Consider the following 22,944-nt stretch of genomic DNA (forward strand, 5'->3'; position numbering starts at 1 on the left):
TATTATGGTAAAAGATTTATTCGAAAGGATTCAAAACAATAAAGGACCATTAGGAAAATGGGCTTCGCAAGCAGAAGGTTATTTTGTTTTTCCTAAATTGGAAGGTGAATTGGGTCCAAGAATGCAGTTTGGTGGAAAAGATATTTTGAATTGGAGTTTGAATGACTATTTAGGTCTTGCTAATCATCCGGAAGTGCGTCAGGCCGATACGGAAGCAGCGGCACAATATGGAGCAGCATACCCTATGGGAGCACGAATGATGAGTGGACATACTAAATATCATGAGCAATTAGAGAGTGAATTGGCGGCTTTTGTAATGAAAGAATCGGCATATTTATTGAATTTTGGCTACCAAGGAATCATGTCAACAATTGATGCACTGGTAACTAAAAATGATGTGATTGTATACGATGTTGATGCTCATGCTTGTATCATTGATGGGGTTCGTTTGCACATGGGCAAACGATTTACATACCGTCATAATGATCTTGCAAGTATGGAAAAAAACTTGGAACGTGCTACAAAATTAGCTGAAGTAACTGGAGGAGGTATTCTTTTTATTACAGAAGGCGTTTTTGGAATGCGTGGACAACAAGGAAAATTGAAGGAAATTGTTGCCATGAAAGAAAGATATAATTTTCGTTTGTTGGTTGATGATGCACATGGTTTTGGAACACTTGGAAAAACTGGTGCAGGGGCAGGCGAGGAGCAAGATTGTCAGGATGGAATAGATATTTATTTCTCAACGTTTGCAAAATCAATGGCAAATATTGGTGCTTTTATTGCCGCAGATAAAGATATTATTGATTATTTAAAATATAATTTACGTTCTCAAATGTTTGCCAAAGCATTACCAATGATTCAAACGATTGGTTCTTTGAAACGATTGGAATTGTTGCGCAACCATCCCGAGTTGAAAGATAAACTTTGGGAAAATGTAAATGCATTGCAAAACGGATTGAAAAAACGTAATTTTAACATTGGAGACACTAATACTTGTGTAACTCCAGTATATCTGGAAGGAAGTGTGCCAGAAGCAATGATTATGGTAAACGACTTGAGAGAAAATTACGGAATTTTCTTATCGATTGTGATTTATCCTGTGATTCCAAAAGGAATTATTTTGTTAAGAATGATTCCTACTACTTCTCATACTTTATCAGATGTTGAGGAAACACTAACAGCATTTGAAGCCATTCGTGAAAAATTAGAAAATGGTACTTACAAAGAAATAGCGAGCAGAACTACAGTTGATCTAGATGCTTAATTAAGTGTCAAAGTTCTTATATATAAAACCATCAACTCAGTATTGATGGTTTTTTTTTGAATTTTATTATCTGAAGAAGTAGTATATTTATAAAAACTAAAATTAAAAATGTATGAAAAAAGTAATTTTATTGAGTCTGGTTTTTATGAGTGTTTTTGTTTCCTGTAAAAACGAAAAGGAAAAAGTTTCCGTGGAATCAGAAAAAAGTGTTACTGAAAAGTCAGTATCTTTAGAATGTTACCGTGCAATTCTTAAAAAAGACACTGTTTCATTAACTTTAAATATAAAAAACGGTGTGCTTCTCTCTGGGAATTTAAGCTATAATTTTTATGAAAAAGATAAAAGCAATGGAACATTAATAGGAGAAATAAAAGGAGATACGCTATTTGCAAATTATACTTTTATGTCAGAAGGTATTAGTACGGTTCGCCAAGTAGCTTTCTTGAAACAAGGGGATGCTTATATTGAAGGTTTTGGGGATGTTATTGATGATAACAAAGGAAAGGTAATTTTTAAAGATACAAAACAATTAAATTTTGATAGCAATTTAGTTCTGTCAAAAGTAAATTGTCAGAAGTAAATTTTATTCTAAAATTATAAGATTATCAACATGTGAAACTAATAAAACAATTCGTTTTTTTAGACTGTACCAAAAAAGTTAGATACTATTGGGTGTATTCTAAAAAACGAATTATTTTAATTTTATTAAGACTTACATTCTGACAGGGAAAGTTACAATTCTGTCCTGTAAGTACATCGCCGTTTGTGAATTTGAGGATCAAAATGTTTCCATAAATTGATGCTGGCGGCGTTATCAACTAATTCAGGAGTCCTGAAACAATTTATAATACCTTTTTCTCTAAAAGTCTCGTAATATTCTTTAAATATAATCGCTGTAACAGCTTTGTTTTGGTATTCTGGTAGTACACCAATAAGGTAGAAAATGACATCTTTACTCTGTTTTTTTGCTTTGAGCAAATGAAGGAATCCAAATGGGAATAATTTTCCTTTTGCCTTTTGTATCGCTTCCGAGAAGGAAGGCATCACAATACTGAAAGCAACTATATTATGATCTTTGTCTTCAACAAATTTGATAAATTCAGGATTGATAAAACTGATGTATTTTTTCTTGAAATATTCTTTTTGCGTGTCTGATATAGCTACAAATGAAGATAATGAAGCATAAGATTTATTGAATAAATCAAACATTTTATCCACATGGGGCATTACTTCTTTAGTGGTTTTAAAATTAAGCGGGCTTAATTGATACCTTCTTTTTACCAAATCATTCGCTTTTTCGAAAAATTCAGGCTTTACGTTTACAAAAGGGAATTTACTTTCTATATATTCCTTTTCTTTAACATAACCCAATTTTTCAAAATGCGATGCATAATAGGGATGATTGTACCAGGTAATCATCGTTCCTATTTCGTCAAAGCCTTCTGTCATGACTCCTACTTTATCTAGATTTGAAAATCCCATAGGGCCTTCCACATATTCTAAATTATTTTTGCGCCCTAATTCATACACTTTTTCTAAAAGTGCTTTGGTTACTTCAATGTCATCAATTGCATCAAACCAACCAAAACGAACTTTCATTTTTTGTTGGTCTTTTACTTCACTCCAATTGATGATAGCAGTGATTCTACCAACTATTTTGTCATTTTTTTTAGCAACATAAAAATACGCTTCTGCAGTTTCAAAAGCTGGATTTTTAGTCTTATCAAATCCTTCAAGTTCGTCTGCAATTAATGGAGGAACCCAGTTTTTATTGTTTTTATACAGGGAAAAAGGAAATTTAATAAAATCAGTTAATTCCCTTTTTGTTTTTGCTTCTAGTATTGTAATCATTCTGTTTTTTGAAATGCTATGTTTATCCTTTTTTTGTTTTTTTTGCTCTTTTCTCTGCTTTCTTTCCAGAGTCACCTGAATCGATGTCCATTCTTACTTCTTGATAGTTAGCGTCATAACGCCAGGAAAAGCCAATCCCGCCATAAAGTGCCGATGGGGTGTCTTTTAAACTGGTACTTATAGAGGCGTCAATTTGTATGTCTTTGTTTAATAAATAAGCGGCGCCTCCACGAATAATTGCATCGCTGTAAAAATCACTTTTAAAACCTTGGTTTTCTACAAACCCGGACCATTTATCGCTAAAACCTCGGGTCAAAGTAAGTACATAGCCGTAACTTGGAAAATCAGTAGTTACATAATCAGCAATTATATTTGTTACAAAAACCCATCTTCCGTCACCCAAATGGTTCTGGGTTATGATTATTATTTTTGGAGATATACTAGATTCTGCAGAAAAGGAATACGGATTATCTGCCATGGTGAAATTTGCTCCAGCAAATACAGAAACTGCTGGAATTAGTTGGTGCCAGTTGAAAGCTCGATTGGCTTTCCAACTGTAAATATTAACCTTTTTTTCGTAATTTTTAAAAGGATCATAAATCAAATACTTAGCGCCCAAAATGGTTTGCTTGAAATCAGCACGTTTTGAAATATTAAAGAGAGTGTTGTAGGTCTCGTTTTGATATTGTATATCGGCAATCAATTCTAACTTTTCCATAAACAATCCCCACCGTAATGTGGCATCAATGCCAAAACCATTAGCATTATAATTTAATAGACTATGCTTTTGTTTGATACCATACACACCTGTTTCAATCTGGATAACTGATTTTCCAACTGCAAAAGCCGACATGGTTTCCCCTGGTCTGTTCGAGTTGATCTGATCTGTATGTTGGCCATAATGAACGCACGGAATCATTAAAAGGGCCGCAGCAATTAAGATTTTGATTTTAGACATATTATTTTGAGATTAAAAAGTAACAACGCTTTTCAAATGTACTATATTTTATTATTTATTTAAGAGAGATATTTTAATTTTGAGCGCTTGATTTATTATTTTTGAAAAAAATTTCACTCATATGCAAACAGCTTCATTTGTTGGTTTTATAAAAGCACTATTTTATATGATTGCTTTTTACTATATTTTCAGGTTTTTGGCAAAATTATTTTTGCCTTTATTGGTTAAAAAGGTAGTAGAAAAAGCAGGCGAAAACATGCAGAAGCAACAGCAATATGCGCAAGATAATACTTGGAAAAAAACACAAAGTAAGGACGAAGTAATTTACAATACAGCAAATACTAAAAACCCACGCGAAACCAAAATAGTGGGAGATTATGTTGATTACGAAGAAATAGATTAAATTTGTCGGTATTAACAAGTTTTTTACTCTAATCCAAACTTTTTTAAATTGAAAATAATAAATAAGTTCTATCCGCACGCTCTTGCCATACTTGGTTTTGTTATCGTTTCTTTACTTTATTTTTATCCTGTATTGCAAGAAAAACAAATATTTCAATCAGATATTGTGCAATATACCGGAATGGCTAAAGAGCAAAATGACTTTAGAGCCTCAGACAATATAGAGCCTTATTGGACTAATTCAGCCTTTGGCGGTATGCCTACGTACCAGTTAGGAGCAAAATATCCGCATGACTATATTGGAGTTCTTGATGATGCTTTGCGGTTTTTACCGCGGCCTGCAGATTATTTGTTCTTATATTTTCTAGGTTTTTATGGCTTGATGCTGGTGCTGAAGATAGATCCTTTAAAAGCTTTTTTTGGGGCATTAGCCTTTGGATTGTCCACTTATTTGATTATTATTCTTGGAGTGGGGCATAATGCAAAGGCACATGCGATTGCTTATATGCCACTCGTTATTGCTGGATTTATTTTAGTGTTTCAAAAAAAATATATTTTGGGAGGTTTGATAACACTCTTTGCCACCGCATTAGAAATTAATGCGAATCACTTCCAAATGACCTATTATTTATTAATTTTCTTGCTGATACTATCGGGATATTTTATCTACCAGTTAATCAAACAAAAGCAATATAAATCGTTAATGTATTCCTTTGTAATTTTAGCAGTGGCAGGTGTTTTTGCTATAGGAGCCAATGCGACTAATTTATTGGCAACAGCCGAATATGCAGATTTTAGTACACGTGGAAAAAGTGAATTGAGTTATAATCCTGATGGCTCTAAGAACACTACTGATAGTGCACTGACTCATGATTACATCACGGAATATAGTTATGGAATTACCGAAAGTTTCAATCTGATTGCACCACGACTTTTTGGTGGTTCAAATAATGAGGCTGTTGGAAAAGACAGCAATATGTATGAATTCATGATTGGTCAGGGTGTGCCGGAAGATCAGGCAACAGATTTTGTTTCTGGAATGCCAACCTATTGGGGTGACCAACCTATTGTTGCAGCGCCTGCGTACATAGGCATAGTTGTTTTCTTTCTAGGAATTTTAGCCTTATTCATCGATAAAAGAAAAATAAAATATGTGTTCCTTTCGGGAGCTGTTGTAGCATTAGTACTTTCATGGGGAAAGAATTTCCCAGTATTGACGGACTTTTTCATTGATTATGTTCCAATGTATAATAAATTCAGAGCCGTTTCCTCGATACAAGTTATCCTTGAATTATGTTTACCTGTTTTGGCAATTATGGGATTACAGTCTTTCTTTCAACTGGATAAAAAAATGCAATGGAAAGCGTTGTATGAAACTGCAATTTTAAGTCTTGGGGTTATTGTAATCTTGTTCTTGAGTAAAAGCATGTTCAGTTTTTCGGGAGGAAACGATGCTTATTTTCAAGAAACGTATGGTCCGGACTTTGTGAATGCACTCAAGCAGGACCGAATGAGTTTGTATAGCGCTGATTTATTGCGTTCTGGTTTTTTTATCTTAATAACTGCAGGCGCTTTATGGTTGTCTATTAAAGACAGATTTGCCCAGAATACAACAATTATAATCGTAGGATTATTAATGATTTCTGATTTATTTTTTGTAGATAAAAATTATGTTTCAGGAAAAGATTTTGTTAGCAGAAGCGAAGTGGAAGTTCCTTTTCAGGAATCTCCTTCAGATGTTGAGATTTTAAAAGATACAACTCATTACCGAGTATTTGAAGTTTCAGGGAATTTATCAAGTGCCAGAGCTTCTTATTTTCATAAATCCATTGGTGGTTATAGCGCCGTAAAACCAAGGAGAATGCAACAGTTATTCGATTATCAAATTGCGAATAACAATATGGAAATTCTGGATATGCTAGATGTTAAATATGTAATTCAAACGAATAAAGAAGGCAAAGAATTTCCAACTTCAAATCCAAATGCTAACGGGAATGCCTGGTTTGTTAGTCAAGTAAAATTCGTCAATTCTGCAGATGAAGAGATGAAAGCGTTGGATGGTTTAGATTCTAAAAATGTAGCGGTAGTGAACGAGAAAGAGTTTAAAATTAAAAAGATGGCTTTTGCCAAAGACAGTTTAGCAATCATAACTTTAGAAAATTACAAACCCAATTATTTGAAATACAATTCAGAAAACGCAAACGAAGGTTTAGCTGTTTTCTCCGAAATGTATTATGGAAAAGGTTGGAATGCTTATTTAGATGGCAAAAGTGTAAATCACATTAGAGTGGATTACGTTTTAAGAGGATTACAAATTCCCCCAGGGAAACACACGATAGAATTCAAATTTGAGCCACAAGTTGTAAAAACCGGAAGCACAATAACGTTGATTAGTTCCATAGGAATGCTGTTACTTTTGATTGGTGGGATTTATTTTGAAAGGAAAAAAGCGAACTAATTAGATAGATACGCACTGTAGCGATGCACTGCAAGTGCGTCTCTACTAAAATAAAAAAATTAAATTGAAACCAGAATTCAAGAAGATTTTAATAATTACCTATTATTGGCCACCGGCTGGAGGACCAGGTGTTCAACGTTGGCTTAAGTTTGTCAAGTACTTGCCTGATTTTGGCATTCAGCCTATCGTTTATATTCCGGAGAATCCAACGTATCCTATTGTTGATCAAAACTTGGTTAAAGAAGTTTCTGACAAAGCGATTATTCTGAAACAGAAGATTTTTGAACCGTACCAACTGGCATCTTTTCTTTCGAAAAACAAAATCAAAAAAATCAGTTCAGGAATTATTCCAAATCAAAAAAAACAGTCTTTTCTGGATAAAACTTTTCTCTGGATTCGGGGTAATCTTTTTATTCCTGATGCGCGCGTTTTTTGGGTAAAACCATCGGTTGCTTATTTGGAAAAATACATTGTTGAAAATAATATTGACACCATTGTTACTTCCGGACCACCACACAGTCTGCATCTTATTGGATTGGAATTAAAACAAAAATTAGATTTAAAATGGTTTGCTGATTTTCGGGATCCGTGGACGACCATTGGTTATCACAAATCATTACGACTGTCCAGTTTTGCTGCCAAAAAACACAAAGCATTAGAATATCAAGTTTTGAATACAGCCGATACGATTATCGTAACGAGTAAAACCACCAAAACTGAATTTCAAGCGATTACAAATAAACCAATTGTGGTAATTACCAATGGGTATGATACGGAGCAAGTCGAAAAACAAGCGTTGGATACTAAATTTAGTTTGGCGCACATTGGTTCTTTTCTTTCAGAAAGAAATCCTCTGATTTTATGGGAGAGTTTGGTCGAATTAATTCATGAGATTCCAGAGTTCAAATCGCATGTAGAAATTAAACTAATCGGAGCAGTCAGTCAGGAAGTTTTGGAAACGATTTCTCAATTCGGGTTAAACACCTATTTGAATAATTTGGGGTATGTTTCGCATACAGATGCGATCGCACACCAAAGAAAATCACAGGTTTTGTTGCTTATTGAAATTAATTCCGAAGACACTAAAAGTATTATCCCGGGAAAATTATTTGAATATATGGTTTCTAATAGACCTATAGTTGCGATTGGTCCCAACGGCTCTGATTTTGCAGAAATTATTACCAATACAAACACTGGTGTATTCTTTGATTATTCAGAGAAGATGAAACTTAAAAGTGTGATTTTGAACTTTTATAATCAATTTTTAGAAGGAAAATTGCAATCTAATGCTGTAGGTTTACAGCAATATTCCAGAAGAAACCTAACCAAAGAGTTAGCAGGACTGATCAAATAAAAGCTGGATTTCCAGTAACCTTAAACCTTAAATTTTAAACTCCTAAAATGGGAATAGTATTAAATCAATCTTTAAAGAATACAATAATTACCTATTTTGGTTTTGGTATTGGGGCAATAAACACACTTTACTTATATCCTATTTTCCTCGGTGCTACCTATTACGCGGTAACGGGTTATATTCTTTCCTGCGCAAATGTTATTATGCCATTATTTGCTATAGGAATGCAAAATACTTTAGTGAAATTTTATTCTCAATACGAATCTGACGAGGAAAGATCCCAGTTTTTATCGTTTACGGTATTGTTTCCTTTGCTTTTGTGTATTCCGTTAGTGTTGATTGGTTTGGTTTTCTTTGATGACATTTTATTTTTTGTAACTAAAAAAAACCCTGTAGTTAACGATTTTATTTGGCTAATTCCATTTATTGGATTGTGTATGGCTTACTTTGAAATTTTTTATGCTTGGGCCAGAGTTCACATGCATTCAGTTTTTGGAAATTTTGTTAAAGAGGTTGGATTAAGGTTGTTTTCTTTATTTGCGCTTATTGGAGTATACTATAAATGGATAACTGTTGTAGAATTTGTGTATGTAACCGCAGGAATATATCTTTTGGCACTTGTGATAACGATGACTTATGCTTTTTATATAAAAAAGCCTAAATTTCAATTTACTAAACCGCACAATGTAAAAGGCATAATAGAGTATACTTTTTATATCATTTTATCAGGAAGTGTAGCAAATTTATTGTTGGATGGCGATAAAATTATGCTCAATCAATATATGATCATTGAAAATATAGCCTATTATTCCGTTGCTACTTATATAGCTTTAGTGATATCGGTTCCAAGTAGAGCGATGCATCAAATTGTTTATCCAATTACTGCCAGGCTGATGCATGAAAATAAATTTGAAGAACTCAATGATTTGTATAAAAAAACGTCTATTAATCTACAAGTTGTAGGTGGTTTTGTGATGTTGGGTATTTTTGTGAATATCAATCAACTGTACGAAATGGTTCCAAAAGAATACAGTGGGGGTATTTTGGTTGTTTTTATGATTGGAATTTCAAAATATTTTGATTTGATTTTAGGGAATAATAATGCTATTATTTTTAACACAAAATATTACAGAGCAGTATTGTTTCTTGGGGTATTTCTGGTTCTTTTAACCATTGCACTAAATATGGTTTTTATTCCATTGTATGGCATCATAGGATCTGCTTTTGCTACTTTATTATCAATTACTTTGTATAGTGTAGCTAAATTGCTTTTTGTAGTCAAGCGTTTGCATTTATATCCTTTCACAAATCAAACGATGTATTCTCTTGGGATTACATTTGTATTATTTCTATTGTTTTATTTCTGGGAATTTCCTTTTGATCCCATACTCAATATCGTTTTAAAATCTATTTTGGTTACCATTTTATACATCTATATTAATTACAAATTTGTGATTTCTGTTGAAATTAATCAGGTAATTAAATTCGTTCTGAAAAGATTTAAATAGGTACTATTTTCTTTAAAAGGACTTTAATAAAAGGCTGTAGAAGGTTAGTGATATTTTTTATATTAAAATATCACTAAAAGTGGGTATTGTAAAAGTCTTGATTTGCTATTAATTTTGTCAAAATTGTTGTTGTCAGTTATTACCGCAATAAATCCGAATAAATTACAGTAAGACATATGAGTAGCTATAAAAATAAAAGTGAGGAGAATTTAATTAAATTTTCAACTGTTTTAGAAGATAAAACCAATAAAGGATTTATAGTTTTAGAACGAAATGACAAACTACCTTATGCTATTTTATTAAAAAGGAAAAAAGAGGTAAATCATATTTTTAATTTTTTTGTCTTTTGTGTTACACTTGGACTTTGGTCCGTAGTTTGGATTTATATTGCGCAAGTTTCTTCCAAAGCTAAAAAAATACTGATAGCAATTGATGAAGATGGAAATACTTTTGAGGAGAAATGTTATATGGGATAAACTGCTATAGTTTATCTTTTAAATAATGACCGGTAACAGATGCTTTTATTTTTGACACCTGTTCTGGAGTTCCTACTGCTAATAATTTACCACCATTTTCTCCTCCCTCAGGTCCCAGATCAATAATCCAATCCGCGCATTTAATTAAATCAAGGTTATGTTCAATAACAATAATCGAATGTCCTTTGTCAATCAATGCATCAAAGGATGCTAATAATTTTTTGATATCATGAAAATGCAATCCCGTGGTAGGTTCATCAAAAACAAATAAAGCTTTGTCTTTTGTAGCCCCTTTTACTAAAAAGGATGCCAGTTTTATACGTTGGGCTTCACCTCCGGATAGAGTAGAAGAGGATTGACCTAATTGAACATAACCCAGACCTACATCTTGCAAAGGCTGTAATTTTTGAGTTATTTTAGGTTGTTTATTAGTATTGAAAAAAGCAATAGCATCGTCTATGGTCATCGTGAGAATATCATGAATATTTTTACTTTCAAATGCTACTTCCAGTACTTCTTTCTTGAATCGCTTCCCGTTGCAAGTTTCACAAGGCAATTGAACATCAGCCATAAAAACCATTTCTACGTTGATAGCACCTTCCCCTTTGCAAGTTTCACATCTCCCCCCATCAACATTAAAAGAAAAATGTTTGGCTTGATAGCCTCTAATCGTTGATAGTTTTTGTTTAGCATACAATTCGCGGATATCGTCATAAGCCTTAATATAGGTTACAGGATTAGAACGGGAACTTCTTCCTATAGGGTTTTGATCTACATATTCGATGTGTTTTATTTGAGAAAATGAACCGGACATCTCACTGAACTGGCCTGCTTTTTCCCCAACATTCTCCAGTTTTTTTTGCATTGCTGGGAACAAAATTTTCTTCACTAAAGTACTTTTTCCGCTTCCTGACACACCAGTAATTACAGTTAACACATCTAAAGGAAAGGTCACATCTATATTTTGAAGATTATTCTCTCGAGCTCCTTTTATATCAATAAAGTTCTTGAAAAGTCTTCTTTTTTTAGGAACACTAATTTCTAAATCTCCATTGAGATACTTCGCGGTTAGTGAAGTAGATTTTAGGATTTCAGCATAGGTTCCCTGAGCGACTAAATGTCCTCCAAAAGTTCCTGCTTCCGGACCAATATCAATAATCATATCGGCAGCTTTCATAATATCTTCATCGTGTTCTACAACAATCACGGTGTTTCCTAAATCACGCAGGGAGAGCAATACTTTTATCAAGCGCTCGGTGTCTTTTGGGTGTAAACCAATGCTGGGTTCATCTAGGATATACATTGATCCCACTAAGCTGCTTCCTAATGAAGTAGCTAAGTTGATGCGTTGTGATTCCCCTCCAGAAAGTGTTGCAGAATTTCTGTTTAAAGTCAGGTAATCTAAACCTACTTCGGTTAAAAACGATAGACGGTTGTTGATTTCCACTATTAATCGCTTCGCAATTTGCTTTTCATAAACATCTAAATCTATATTTTTGAAAAAGGCAACTAGATGTTTAATCGGTAAATCAACTAAATCCGAAACCGTCTTGGAGTTAATTTTTACGTAAGAAGCTTCTATTCTTAAACGTTTTCCTTTACAAGCATGGCATTTAGTTTTGCCACGATAACGCGAAAGCATCACACGATTTTGTATTTTATAATTTTTTTCTTCCAGTTCTTTAAAGAAATCATTCAACCCTTGAAAGTAGCTATTTCCATTCCAAATTAATTCTTTCTGATCTTCAGATAATTCATAATAGGGTTTGTGAATAGGAAAGTCAAATTTATAGGCTTTGTTGACCAATTCATCTCTAAACCAGCTCATGCTTTCGCCACGCCAGGGGAAAATAGCATTTTCATAAACGGATAATGTGGTGTTTGGCACCACCAGTTCAGCATCAATACCAATAATATTTCCATATCCTTCACAGACCGGACAGGCTCCATACGGATTGTTGAAACTGAACAAATGAACGTTGGGTTCTAAAAAGGTCAGTCCGTCCAACTCAAAATTATTGGAATAGGAAAATTTTTTATCGGAATTTAATTCCTGTAAATGGCAGATTCCTTTTCCTTCAAAAAAAGCAGTTTGTACCGCATCAGCCAATCGATTATAGAATTCTTCTTCCTCTTTAACTACAATTCTGTCTATGATCAGAAAAAGATCTTTTTTTTCAAGTGAATCTGGTAAATCATCCAAACGCACCATTTCATTATTTACCAAAATCCGGGCAAAACCCTGTTGCAAAAGTACTTTTAATTTGTCTTCCAGTTTTCTTCCTTCTTCTAAGTGTATCGGAGCAAGGAGCAACCATTTGCTATCAAGTTCAAAACTTTTTACATCAGTAACCACATCAGTAACCGTGTTTTTTTTGACTTCACGACCAGAAACAGGGGAATAGGTTCTTCCAATTCGGGCAAATAGTAATTTTATATAATCGTATATTTCGGTTGAAGTTCCTACTGTAGAACGCGCATTGGTGGTATTTACCTTTTGTTCAATAGCGATTGCAGGAGCAATTCCTTTGATGTATTCCACTTTGGGTTTATCCAATCTTCCCAGAAATTGTCTTGCATAGGACGATAAACTTTCCACATATCGGCGTTGTCCTTCGGCATATAATGTATCGAAAGCCAAACTTGATTTTCCAGAACCCGAAAGACCCGTGATGACCACTAATTTATTTCGTGGGATCGCTACATCTACATTTTTCAAGTTATGTACTTGAGCGCCTTTAATGATGATATTTTTCTTCGGATCTAATTTTGAAAGGTCAACTTGCATAAAATGATAATTTTCACAAAAGTAATCAATTTTCGATTGAGTAAAAGGATTGAACAAGTCACAAATAATGCTTAAAAACTCGGCGAATGAATGTTTTTTTATTTGACTTTTATATTTTCTTTTTATAATTCATTTAGAATCAGTATTTGGTTTTATATTTTAAGAATTTAATTACAGAAATTATTATTTTTTTTCGGCGGCATACTATTTGTATTGTAAATGTGTAAAAAGTATAAAATTTTTAACAAATTATAAGTTTGATATGTTAATTTTTATTAATTTTATTTGCTTGTTAAAATAATAATTTGTTAAATTTGAAAACTTAAATAATCTATAAATACTTTAGCCTATACTTAAAAACTACTTTTTAGAGAAAAATCTCCAATTTTAATTAAAAACTAAAAAGTATTATTATGGTTAATATACAAATCCCAGACGCGTCATTAGTTAAGGAATATGTGGCCGGTAATGAGGATGCCTTAGCTAAACTAATAAAAAGGCATGAATCAAAAATTTATGGATTTATTTATTCCAAAATTCCAGACAGGGAGACTACTAACGATATATTTCAAGATACATTTATCAAAGTTATTAATACCTTGAAATCAAACTCATATAATGAAGAAGGTAAATTCTTGCCTTGGGTGATGCGAATTTCTCATAATCTAGTTATTGATCATTACCGAAAGACTAAAAAAATGCCAATGTTTAGAGAAACGGAGGAGTTTTCTATTTTTTCGATTATGTCTGATGATTCTCTGACTATTGAAAATAAAATAATATCAGAACAAGTCGAGATGGATTTAAAGAAATTAATTGAGGGACTTCCCGCTGATCAAAAAGAAGTATTAGTAATGAGAATGTATCAGGACATGAGTTTCAAAGAAATTTCTGAATCTACAGGTGTAAGTATTAATACAGCTTTAGGAAGAATGCGTTATGCTTTGATGAATTTGAGAAAAGTAATTGATAAACACCAAATTGTTTTAACTAATTAACAATATCTTGAAACTAGCTGCGTTGTAATAATAAACGAATATTTATTATTTTTATGGCAAAAACTTACTCAAAAAAACCGTTAGTTTCTCAAACAATGAAACCAAATAAAGAGACAATTTCTTTTTTATTAAGCTACTCCAAGGCGTTGAGCATAATAAAAATTGACAATAGAAGTTTCGAAATTATATCGAATTAAGCTTTCTTTGATTAAGATAAAATCAGCTTAATATTTAAATTTGATATTATTAAGCTTAAAATCCCCCTATTTCTAATGAAAATAGAGGGATTTTGCATTTGTGATCTGTTTATTTTTTATAATACGATTCGAGAACCGTTTTTCTTCCAATGGTTTTCGTGATAAGGTCATTTTCTAAATTCCAACCACGAGCAGGTGAATATTGCCTTCCATACCAAATAATCTGAAGGTGCAGATCGTTCCAGATTTCCTCAGGAAAAATGCGTTTGGCATCTTTTTCAGTTTGCACCACATTTTTTCCATTGGTTAAATTCCACCGGTACATTAAACGATGAATATGTGTATCAACAGGGAAAGCAGGTACTCCAAAAGCTTGTGACATTACTACACTAGCCGTTTTATGCCCTACAGCTGGTAATTCCTCCAGAAACTCAAAACTTTGAGGGACCTTTCCGCTATGTTTGTCAATTAAGATATGTGATAAACCATGAATTCCTTTTGATTTCATTGGCGATAGACCGCATGGACGAATGATTTCTTTAATTTCCTCAACAGACATTTTTATCATATCGTAAGGATTGTCAGCTTTCGCAAAAAGTAGCGGTGTAATTTGGTTCACCCGAACATCTGTGCATTGTGCTGATAATAACACGGCAATCAACAATGTGTAAGGATCCTTATGGTCTAAGGGAATAGGTATTGTTGGGTATAACTCTTTTAACGTATTTATAACAAACGTTACACGTTCTTGTTTATTCATTATTCACTAAATTTGAGTTGTAAAGAAAAACAATTTCATTGGCAATAGCAAAATTCAATTTCGATTCAAATAAATAAAATATGTAAATAATGACAACATTAAAAAAAGGTGATAAAGCCCCTAATTTCTCAGCTCTTGATCAAGATGGAAAAACACATCAATTAGCAGATTATACAGGTAAAAAATTAGTCGTATTCTTTTACCCAAAAGCAAGTACTCCAGGATGTACAGCTGAAGCCTGTGATTTAAGAGATAATTATGAACAATTTCAAGCTAATAATTATCAACTTCTGGGCGTTAGTGCTGATGCGCAAAAAAAACAAGCTAAATTCAAAGAAAAATATGATTTTCCTTTTCCACTACTTGCAGATGAAGATAAATCAGTTATTCAAGCCTTTGGAGTTTGGGGTCCCAAAAAATTCATGGGTAAAGAATATGATGGTATTCACAGAACGACTTTTGTGATCGATGAAAAGGGAGTTATTGAGGAGGTGATTTCAGATGTAAAAACAAAAGCGCATGCCGCTCAAATATTAAAATAAAAGATAGAAAATTAAAAGAAAAAGCCAAGAAACAAGATCGCGATGTAATCTTATTTCTTGGCTTTTTTGTGGAAACACTATTTAATTTCCTTTAGTACTTTATTGGGATCAAAACCAAAAAGTCTGTGCTCCTTAATTATTTCTGCAATACCAGAAGGAAGCATTATTTCCCAACCTGGTTTTCCTTGATTAATCATATTGAGCACTTCTCTTGAGAAGACTTCTAGGATTTCAGGATCATAATCATCAATATCGACTACTTTTCCATTAAATTTAAAGAATTTGTATAATTCTTTCATTCTGGGATGCACTTTTAAATTTTCGGAGGTGATAATTTCTCCATTTTCTCCTATCATTGGATATAGAAATACTTTCATATCTCGATAGAACAATTTTCCAAAAGCTTCTAAAATGCCACCACTAAGATGACGGTAATATTTCTCATCAAAAATATCCACTAAATTATTTACGCCCATGGCAAGACCCATTCTGGCCTTGGTATAATTAGCGAAATATTCTACAACTTTATAATATTCCTGAAAGTTTGAAATCATTACTGTTTGTCCTAATGAACACAGTAATTCGGCCCGATCCATAAAATCTCTTTCATCGATTTCACCGTCAGAGCGCAAGTTTGATAACGTAATTTCAAAAATTACAAGGGTATTTTGAGCATTTACTTTATTTTCGTTTAGAAACATTTTCAATGATTTCTCATACATGTCCATGTTTACTTTGGTAACGGGACGAAAACTACCTCTAAAAGCAAGAATATTTTTCTTGTATAAAATAGCTGCAGGAAGAATGTTTTTACCTTCAGGATTAAACATTACCGCATCAGTCATTCCATTTTTTACCAATTGTAAACTCATTAAGCGATTATCTACATCGGCAAAACGTGGTCCTGAAAAATTTATAGTATCTATTTCTAATTGATCTTTATCTAAATGGTCATACAAATAACGTAACAATCGTTTGGGATCATTGTATTTGTAATACGCACCATAAATTAAATTAACTCCCAGGATTCCAAGTGTTTCTTGTTGTAACCGAACGTCAGTCTCTTTAAACCGTATGTGAATAATAATTTCGTTGTAATCCTCATCGGGTTCAATTTGGTAACTTATTCCAACCCATCCATGTCCCTTGAATTGTTTAGCAAAATCTATAGTAGCAACAGTATTAGCATAGCTAAAAAACATTTTGTTAGGATGTTTTTCCCTGCTCAAGCGTTTTTCTATTAAATTTACTTCATGAGACAGCATTTTTTTTAGTCGGCTTTCAGTTACGTATCGGCCGTCTTCTTCAATACCATATACGGCATCACTAAAATCTTTATCATAAGCTGACATCGCTTTTGCGATTGTTCCAGAAGACCCTCCAGATCTAAAAAAATGTCTTACAGTTTCCTGTCCTGCTCCAATTTCTGCGAAAGTCCCGTAAATATTTTCATTCAAATTGATACGGAGTGCTTTATCTTTAATTGAAGGGATTTGTTCAATGATTTTATCACCTTTTAATCTTATTTCTGTATCCATTTTCTTTTAATATGGCTAATATGTTGCAAAGTTAATGAAATAGGTTTCTAATGAAAGGTAATTAACCCTATTTTTGTAAATAAAATCAAGAACGTTGAAGGTATATTTTTTAGGGACTGGCACGTCACAAGGCATTCCAGTTATTGGGAGCAATCATCCAGTATGTAAAAGCACTGATTCTAAAGATAAAAGGCTAAGAGTTTCAGTTTGGATATCTTGGGAGAATTATTCTTTAGTTATTGATTGCGGACCTGATTTTAGACAACAAATGTTATCCTCAAATTGCCAGAAAGTGGATGCTATTTTATTTACTCATGAACATTCAGATCATACTGCGGGAATAGATGATATCCGTCCGTTTAATTTTAGGCAAGGGGACCTGCCAATTTATGCCCATGATCGAGTAATAAAGAATCTGAAAAGAAGGTTTGAGTACGTTTTTGAAACCATAAATAAATACCCCGGAGCACCGTCTGTACAAACTATAGAAGTTTTCAATAACGAACCGTTTTGTATTGGTAATAAAACTGTAATTCCTGTTAATGTAATGCACGGAAATCTTCAGGTTTTTGGCTATAGAATCGAGGATTTTGCTTATTTAACTGATGTGAAAACTATTGCGGATAGTGAAATTGCAAAGCTAAAAAAGCTAAAGGTATTGGTAATAAATGCTTTACGCGAAGAGCCTCATGATACACATTTCAATTTGAAAGAAGCGTTAGATTTTATAACTTTGGTACAGCCGGATATTACTTATCTAACCCACATTAGTCATATAATGGGATATCACGAAGAAGTTCAAAAAAATCTTCCAAGAAATGTTTTTCTGGCTTACGATAATTTAGAAATTACCATTTAATTCAATTAAAATGAAAAAATCATTATTCCTTTACCTAACTATTCTTGCTGTACTTTCTACTGTTTTTACTTATATGTTTTTGAGTAAAGAAGTAGCTTTTGAACAAAAACGGTATGATAAAACAACCAAAAAATTAAGAGACAGTCTTGCTTTAGTTTCAAATCAGTTAGTTGATGCTAACTATTTTTCTTTGGAAAAAAATGAGAACGCCCAAAATTATTTTGAGTCGGGAAATACAAGTAAAATAATACAATACGAAAAATTAATACCTTTTGTTACGGAAAAATTATTGGACTTTAATTCAAATCCTAAAGGGAATCCTTATACAGGTCAAGATCAGATAGGAGCTAATAAATTTATTATTAATAAGGTCAAAATTCTAAACCACCGATGGATTATCGCTGACTATAGTAATAGTGAAATATGGGGTGAAGTTTTGTTAAAGTATTTTGTAAATGAGGATGAAAGCATCACATTTGAAGTAAATCAGTCGTTATTGTATCAGAAGTAAGTGTCTTCTCACAGTATTGAGTTGCATCAGTACTCGATACTGCGAGCGTAAACTAGAGACTATTTTTCAAGAAGCCAACTTTTGAAATCATAAAAATTTTGAGGAGCGACTCCGTGGCCTATTGGATATTCTTTATAGATATGGTTTATAGATAAATTTTTCAATATCTCAGGCGTTTTTCTGGCCCATTCTACAGGGATCACTTGGTCTACAGTACCGTGTGAAGCAAATATTTTCAGGGCAGTAAAGTTATTTTTAAGGTAATCATCAGTTACTATCTCTAAATTTAAATAGCCGCTCATAGCCACTACTTTTTGAATTTTTTCTGGGTAAGAAAGTGCAACTGCATAACTCAAAATGGATCCTTGGCTGAAACCAACTAAAGCAATTTGTGTTGCATCTATTGGATAATTAGCAATTAATTCATCAATAAATCCAGCAATTACGTCTCTTGAAATTTTGGCTTGTTCGTGATCTGAAAATTTGTTTTCATCTGCATCAAAGTTTATTGCATACCATGCATAACTACCATATTGTAAATTATAGGGAGCTCGAGCTGAGATGATATAGTATTCCTCTGGTAGCTCTTCTGCAAAAGAAAATAGGTCTTCTTCGTTGCTACCGTATCCATGTAATAAAAGGATAAGGGGATTTTTATCTAATTTTATTTTAGGTTCTCGTATTTTATATTCTAAAGATAAATTCATGTAATTATGATATGTTTATGAGCCATTTTTGAAAATAAGTTCCCAATAAAGGAACGGGTTTTGTTTCTCCTTTAATAGCACTGGTGATGCCATATGACCACAAAACAAATACAAAAATCCACATTGGAGCAGAAATCAGTAAGCTGTCAAAATTACTAATGATTAGTCCTAGTGATATAAAAGTCAAAGTGAGTCCTAATCCTTGTCGAATGTGAAAGGAAGCAAACGCATTTTTGTCTTCGGAGTTCATAGACATAGCTATAAATACGCCAATGCCAAAAATATAACTTGTAATGGCGGCAGTTTTTCCAGACTCTGAATTATTATTATTATTATTATTATTATTATTCATTTTTTTATACTAAAATTAATTTTCCTTGATTCACAACTCCGTACACTTTCCCTTTTATTTCTGTTTCCAAAAACGCTGAGTTTTTAGATTTTGATAGAATTGATGCTTTGCTAAAAATACCTTTTGGTTCTGGATTGAACAAGGTCATATTTGCTTTTGAACCTTCATTAATGATATGTACATCAATTCCAAATCTAGATTTTCCAGCAGTCAATTTCTCAATTACTGTTTCTAATGGCAATATGGTCATCAAAGCACCAAAAGCACTTTCCATTCCAATCGTTCCATTCTTGGCACCATCAAATTCCATTTTCTTGTGTTCAATATCTATCGGATTATGGTCAGATGTAATCATGTCTATTGTTCCGTCTTTTAGGCCTTTTAGCAATGCTTTTCTATCCGTTTCAGTTCTAAGTGGTGGCGAAACTTTGTAGCGGGTATCAAAACCTTCCAGTTTTTCATCCGTTAAAACTAAATGATGTACCGCTACACTGCAGGTTACATTCAATCCATTAGCTTTAGCTTCTTTAATTAATTGGACTGATTTTTTAGTCGAAATCGTAGGAATGTGTAGTTTTCCTCCCGTATATTCTAATAGAAATAAATTTCTTGCGATTTGTAATTCTTCAGCAAGATTTGGAATTCCTTTCAAACCTAATCGGGTAGATACAGCGCCTTCATTTGCCACTCCGTTTCCTTTAATATTTTCGTCTTGGGAAAAAGCAAGAAGCAATCCATCAAAATCCTGAACGTATTGTAAGGCGATTTTTAGCAAATTGGCATTGTTCAGACTCTTATTATAATCTCCAAAAGCGACTGCTCCGGATTTTTTCATATCATACAATTCTGCCATGTCTTTTCCTTCGCTTTCTTTGCTTAAAGCACCTATAGGATACAGTTGAGTTGCAAATCCTATAGCTTTGTTTAAAACAAAATTTACTTGGGATTGATTATCAATGATAGGGAAGGAGTGGGGTTGTAATGCGATTGCAGTAAAGCCACTTTTGGCAGCAACATTAAGTCCGTTTGCTATGGTTTCTCGGTCTTCAAACCCGGGTTCTCCAAGTGAAACGCTACTGTCAAACCACCCTTGTGAAATATGTAAATTATCAAGTTTTACTTCTTCCGCTTTTTCTGGATTTGGGAGTGAAGTTCCAATTTTTTTTATAAAACCATCAACAATTAAAAGATCTACTGTCTTATTATGAAAGGGACTTTTCGAATCGATAATTTTAGCACCTCTGATGATTAATTTCATATGTAGATAATATTTGTTTTTTTAATGGAATATGGAATTCGCATAGTTGCATTAACTTTTACGACCAAATTGCGGTCATGCTCATTTCATATTGATTTTTTAAGTAATTGAACTTAGTTGTTTACTTTACAAACCGTATGATTAACATTTCGGTTATTATAAATATCAGGGCAAAGATAACAAACCATTTCCAAATTTGATTATCAGTTCTGTCAGTTTGTAGCGTGTCAAAAAATGATTGTATCGATTCTATTGTTTTATAATTTGAAAGGCTATTTTGATTAGCTACTGCCAAATCACTTTCGGTTCTATTGTAATTGAAACTGATGTTTTCGATCCATTCTTTTTTATTGTAAACACTGAAATTTCCGGCTTGTTTCGGATAATCGTTGAAGGTCATTTTGACTTTATTTTTCAGAATTTGTTGGATAGGGATAAATTGTTCTTCCAAGCCTTTTACAGTTAATATAGCGTCATTGTTTAGTGACGCTTCTGTCATGTGCGGATTGTTATTTCCAATTGTTAAAGCATTTACGCCATTGTTTTGATTGTTCATCGCCATCTTGTAAAATGTAGGCACAATTAATGGAGATTGTTGGAAATTTGAATTTTCGATGTTGATAGGAGCTGCAAAAACAGTAACCGCTGAAACCGAACTTGCTATCGAAGCCAAGAAAACGCTTTGGTCCTGATAAGACAAAGCAGCTGAGCTGGAGCTGGATATTGCATAGGATTTTTTTGTTTTTGGATACTGAAAATTAGTCACTTTGTTTTCAAAAACACTACTGAATATAGGATGATTGAAGTTGATTGTAGTAATTAATTTTTCTATTTTTTCTAAACAATTGAAGGAGAGGTTTCCAAAATTCCCCACAAAAGAATTCATATTTGTAATTGAACTTATTGCCGAAGGGATCACAATTAAATTGCCGCCTTTTTCTACAAAAGACTTTAAAGTGGTCGTCAAAGCTTGCGGAATTTCATCCAATTCATTTAAAACAATCGCATCTTGTTCTTCCAGGGTATTGTAGTCCAATGCACTTAAATTATAATTATTGAAATTGAATTCTTGATTGGTGTATATTCGGGAAAGAAAGTTGCTTTTCGTTTTTTCTCCTATGCTGATAACATTAGTTTTCTTTATTTTTGAAATACTAAAATACAACGTGTTGTCGTAACTTAAACCATTGTCTACAATAGAAAAATAGCCATGAAAGGCTTGTTTTGGTATCGTAAAGTTGATGTTTTTTTTCTTTTTTTCTAATGTTACTATTGTCTTTGCAATGAGCTTGTTCTCATTGTATAACGAAATAGGAATCGGGTTAAAATTATCTCCATAACCGGATATTTGGACACTGATTTCATAAAAAGTTTCTAGTGTTTTATTGATGAAAACGCTGTCAATGGAAACATTGTTTTTTTGTTCTGCTTTAGGAATTATAAATAAAGGAGAATCAGTTGCATTACTATTTTTTAGTTGATTTTCATCAAGACCTACAGCATCTGTAATGATAAGAATATCTTTTTTAAAAGCCGATTTATGCGCTTTTATTTTGGATATTATATTGTCTAATTGGAAAGGAGTGGCACTGTATTTTAGATTTTGCAATGCACTACGCACTAACTTTATATCCGTGTTCCAATAATTTTCGGAATTGGTGAGTAAAGAGAAATTGACATTTTCAGGAGTTTCTTCGAGGAGTTCCTGAACGGCTCTTTTTAGTAATTGTCCTTTTTTGCCTTTGGCTTGCATACTGAATGAATTATCCAAAATAATATACAACTCATTGTTTGCATTTTTACTGTCTTTTGACTCAAAAAAAGGCTGAGCAAATGCTATAATAATACAAGATAACAATAATAAACGACAGGTTAGAAGCAACCATTTTTTGAGTTTAGAGCTTTTTCTGGTTTGAATCGAAAGTGCCTTTAAGAAACGAACATTAGTGAAATATTCTTTCTTGAAACGGCGCAATTGAAATAAATGAACCAAAACAGGAACAATCAACAAGAATAGAAAGTATAAAATTTCGGGATGTTTAAAATACATTCTAAGGTTGAGTTTACTGCACTAGATTTTATTTTCAATGGAGTTCATTGAATTTAGTGAGTCAAAAATACAAATTTGTTGACAGTTTTTTATGAAGTTGTTATAATTTT

General features: G+C 32.9%; 20 protein-coding genes. 11 read left to right on the top strand and 9 right to left on the bottom strand.

Annotated features, from left to right (window positions below):
* Positions 1-4 precede the first annotated feature (4 nt).
* Both capB and AC0608_RS11085 read left to right on the top strand, forming a co-directional pair.
* A complete protein-coding gene (gene capB / locus AC0608_RS11080) occupies positions 5-1,267 on the top strand; it encodes a cysteate-C-fatty acyltransferase (protein WP_417958231.1) in 1,263 nt (420 codons plus the stop codon).
* 112 nt (positions 1,268-1,379) lie between these two features.
* Positions 1,380-1,847, top strand: coding sequence for a hypothetical protein (locus AC0608_RS11085; protein WP_478289093.1), 468 nt, complete (start codon positions 1,380-1,382; stop codon positions 1,845-1,847).
* A gap of 152 nt (positions 1,848-1,999) precedes the next feature.
* Here AC0608_RS11085 and AC0608_RS11090 read toward each other — a convergent pair whose 3' ends face one another.
* Entirely contained in the window at positions 2,000-3,118 is a 1,119-nt protein-coding gene (locus AC0608_RS11090) for a GTP cyclohydrolase (RefSeq protein WP_478289094.1), read from the bottom strand.
* Between the two features lie 22 nt (positions 3,119-3,140).
* A complete protein-coding gene (locus AC0608_RS11095; protein ID WP_478289095.1) occupies positions 3,141-4,076 on the bottom strand; it encodes a transporter in 936 nt (311 codons plus the stop codon).
* Positions 4,077-4,197: 121 nt separating this feature from the next.
* Between AC0608_RS11095 and AC0608_RS11100 the strand changes: the two genes are divergently transcribed.
* From AC0608_RS11100 to AC0608_RS11120, 5 genes are all read left to right on the top strand, one after another.
* Positions 4,198-4,479, top strand: coding sequence for a DUF4834 family protein (locus AC0608_RS11100; RefSeq protein WP_417958223.1), 282 nt, complete (start codon positions 4,198-4,200; stop codon positions 4,477-4,479).
* Positions 4,480-4,527: 48 nt separating this feature from the next.
* The gene (locus tag AC0608_RS11105) at positions 4,528-6,936 is read left to right on the top strand and encodes a YfhO family protein (protein WP_478289096.1); all 2,409 of its coding nucleotides are present in this window, start codon (positions 4,528-4,530) and stop codon (positions 6,934-6,936) included.
* Between the two features lie 64 nt (positions 6,937-7,000).
* Complete coding sequence (locus AC0608_RS11110; protein WP_478289097.1) at positions 7,001-8,290, top strand: glycosyltransferase family 4 protein; 1,290 nt, start codon at positions 7,001-7,003, stop codon at positions 8,288-8,290.
* Positions 8,291-8,337: 47 nt separating this feature from the next.
* Positions 8,338-9,798, top strand: a complete 1,461-nt coding sequence (locus AC0608_RS11115) for an oligosaccharide flippase family protein (protein WP_478289098.1) — start codon at positions 8,338-8,340, stop codon at positions 9,796-9,798.
* A gap of 176 nt (positions 9,799-9,974) precedes the next feature.
* Complete coding sequence (locus tag AC0608_RS11120; protein WP_478289099.1) at positions 9,975-10,274, top strand: hypothetical protein; 300 nt, start codon at positions 9,975-9,977, stop codon at positions 10,272-10,274.
* A gap of 4 nt (positions 10,275-10,278) precedes the next feature.
* Here AC0608_RS11120 and uvrA read toward each other — a convergent pair whose 3' ends face one another.
* Positions 10,279-13,062 (bottom strand): excinuclease ABC subunit UvrA, encoded by a 2,784-nt coding sequence (uvrA, locus tag AC0608_RS11125; protein ID WP_478289100.1) that lies wholly within the window; start codon positions 13,060-13,062, stop codon positions 10,279-10,281.
* 413 nt (positions 13,063-13,475) lie between these two features.
* Here uvrA and AC0608_RS11130 point away from each other — a divergent pair, with 413 nt between their 5' ends.
* The gene (locus tag AC0608_RS11130; RefSeq protein WP_478289101.1) at positions 13,476-14,060 is read left to right on the top strand and encodes an RNA polymerase sigma factor; all 585 of its coding nucleotides are present in this window, start codon (positions 13,476-13,478) and stop codon (positions 14,058-14,060) included.
* 306 nt (positions 14,061-14,366) lie between these two features.
* Here the strand turns inward: AC0608_RS11130 and AC0608_RS11135 are convergent, their stop codons facing one another.
* The gene (locus tag AC0608_RS11135) at positions 14,367-15,017 is read right to left on the bottom strand and encodes an endonuclease III domain-containing protein (protein WP_417958216.1); all 651 of its coding nucleotides are present in this window, start codon (positions 15,015-15,017) and stop codon (positions 14,367-14,369) included.
* Between the two features lie 89 nt (positions 15,018-15,106).
* Between AC0608_RS11135 and bcp the strand changes: the two genes are divergently transcribed.
* Positions 15,107-15,559, top strand: coding sequence for a thioredoxin-dependent thiol peroxidase (bcp, locus tag AC0608_RS11140; protein ID WP_478289102.1), 453 nt, complete (start codon positions 15,107-15,109; stop codon positions 15,557-15,559).
* A 77-nt stretch (positions 15,560-15,636) separates the two neighbouring features.
* On the opposite strand, the gene AC0608_RS11145 is transcribed toward bcp, so the two are convergent.
* Positions 15,637-17,097, bottom strand: a complete 1,461-nt coding sequence (locus AC0608_RS11145) for a TonB-dependent receptor (RefSeq protein WP_417989392.1) — start codon at positions 17,095-17,097, stop codon at positions 15,637-15,639.
* A 94-nt stretch (positions 17,098-17,191) separates the two neighbouring features.
* On the opposite strand from AC0608_RS11145, the gene AC0608_RS11150 reads away from it, so the two are divergent.
* Positions 17,192-17,956, top strand: coding sequence for an MBL fold metallo-hydrolase (locus tag AC0608_RS11150; RefSeq protein ID WP_478289103.1), 765 nt, complete (start codon positions 17,192-17,194; stop codon positions 17,954-17,956).
* 10 nt (positions 17,957-17,966) lie between these two features.
* Positions 17,967-18,467 carry a hypothetical protein gene (locus AC0608_RS11155; RefSeq protein WP_478289104.1) on the top strand — a complete coding sequence of 167 codons (501 nt, stop codon included), beginning with the start codon at positions 17,967-17,969 and terminating at the stop codon, positions 18,465-18,467.
* A 59-nt stretch (positions 18,468-18,526) separates the two neighbouring features.
* On the opposite strand, the gene AC0608_RS11160 is transcribed toward AC0608_RS11155, so the two are convergent.
* The 4 genes from AC0608_RS11160 to AC0608_RS11175 all read right to left on the bottom strand — a co-directional run bounded on the left by AC0608_RS11160 (position 18,527) and on the right by AC0608_RS11175 (position 22,834).
* A complete protein-coding gene (locus AC0608_RS11160; RefSeq protein WP_478289105.1) occupies positions 18,527-19,174 on the bottom strand; it encodes an alpha/beta hydrolase in 648 nt (215 codons plus the stop codon).
* Between the two features lie 4 nt (positions 19,175-19,178).
* Positions 19,179-19,526: a hypothetical protein gene (locus AC0608_RS11165; RefSeq protein WP_478289106.1), complete on the bottom strand. Its 348-nt coding sequence runs from the start codon at positions 19,524-19,526 to the stop codon at positions 19,179-19,181.
* A gap of 4 nt (positions 19,527-19,530) precedes the next feature.
* The gene (locus AC0608_RS11170; protein ID WP_478289107.1) at positions 19,531-20,784 is read right to left on the bottom strand and encodes a dihydroorotase; all 1,254 of its coding nucleotides are present in this window, start codon (positions 20,782-20,784) and stop codon (positions 19,531-19,533) included.
* 121 nt (positions 20,785-20,905) lie between these two features.
* Positions 20,906-22,834 (bottom strand): BatA domain-containing protein, encoded by a 1,929-nt coding sequence (locus AC0608_RS11175; RefSeq protein WP_478289108.1) that lies wholly within the window; start codon positions 22,832-22,834, stop codon positions 20,906-20,908.
* Between the last annotated feature and the right edge of the window lie 110 nt (positions 22,835-22,944).

This window comes from Flavobacterium sp. GNP008 (assembly GCF_056428965.1).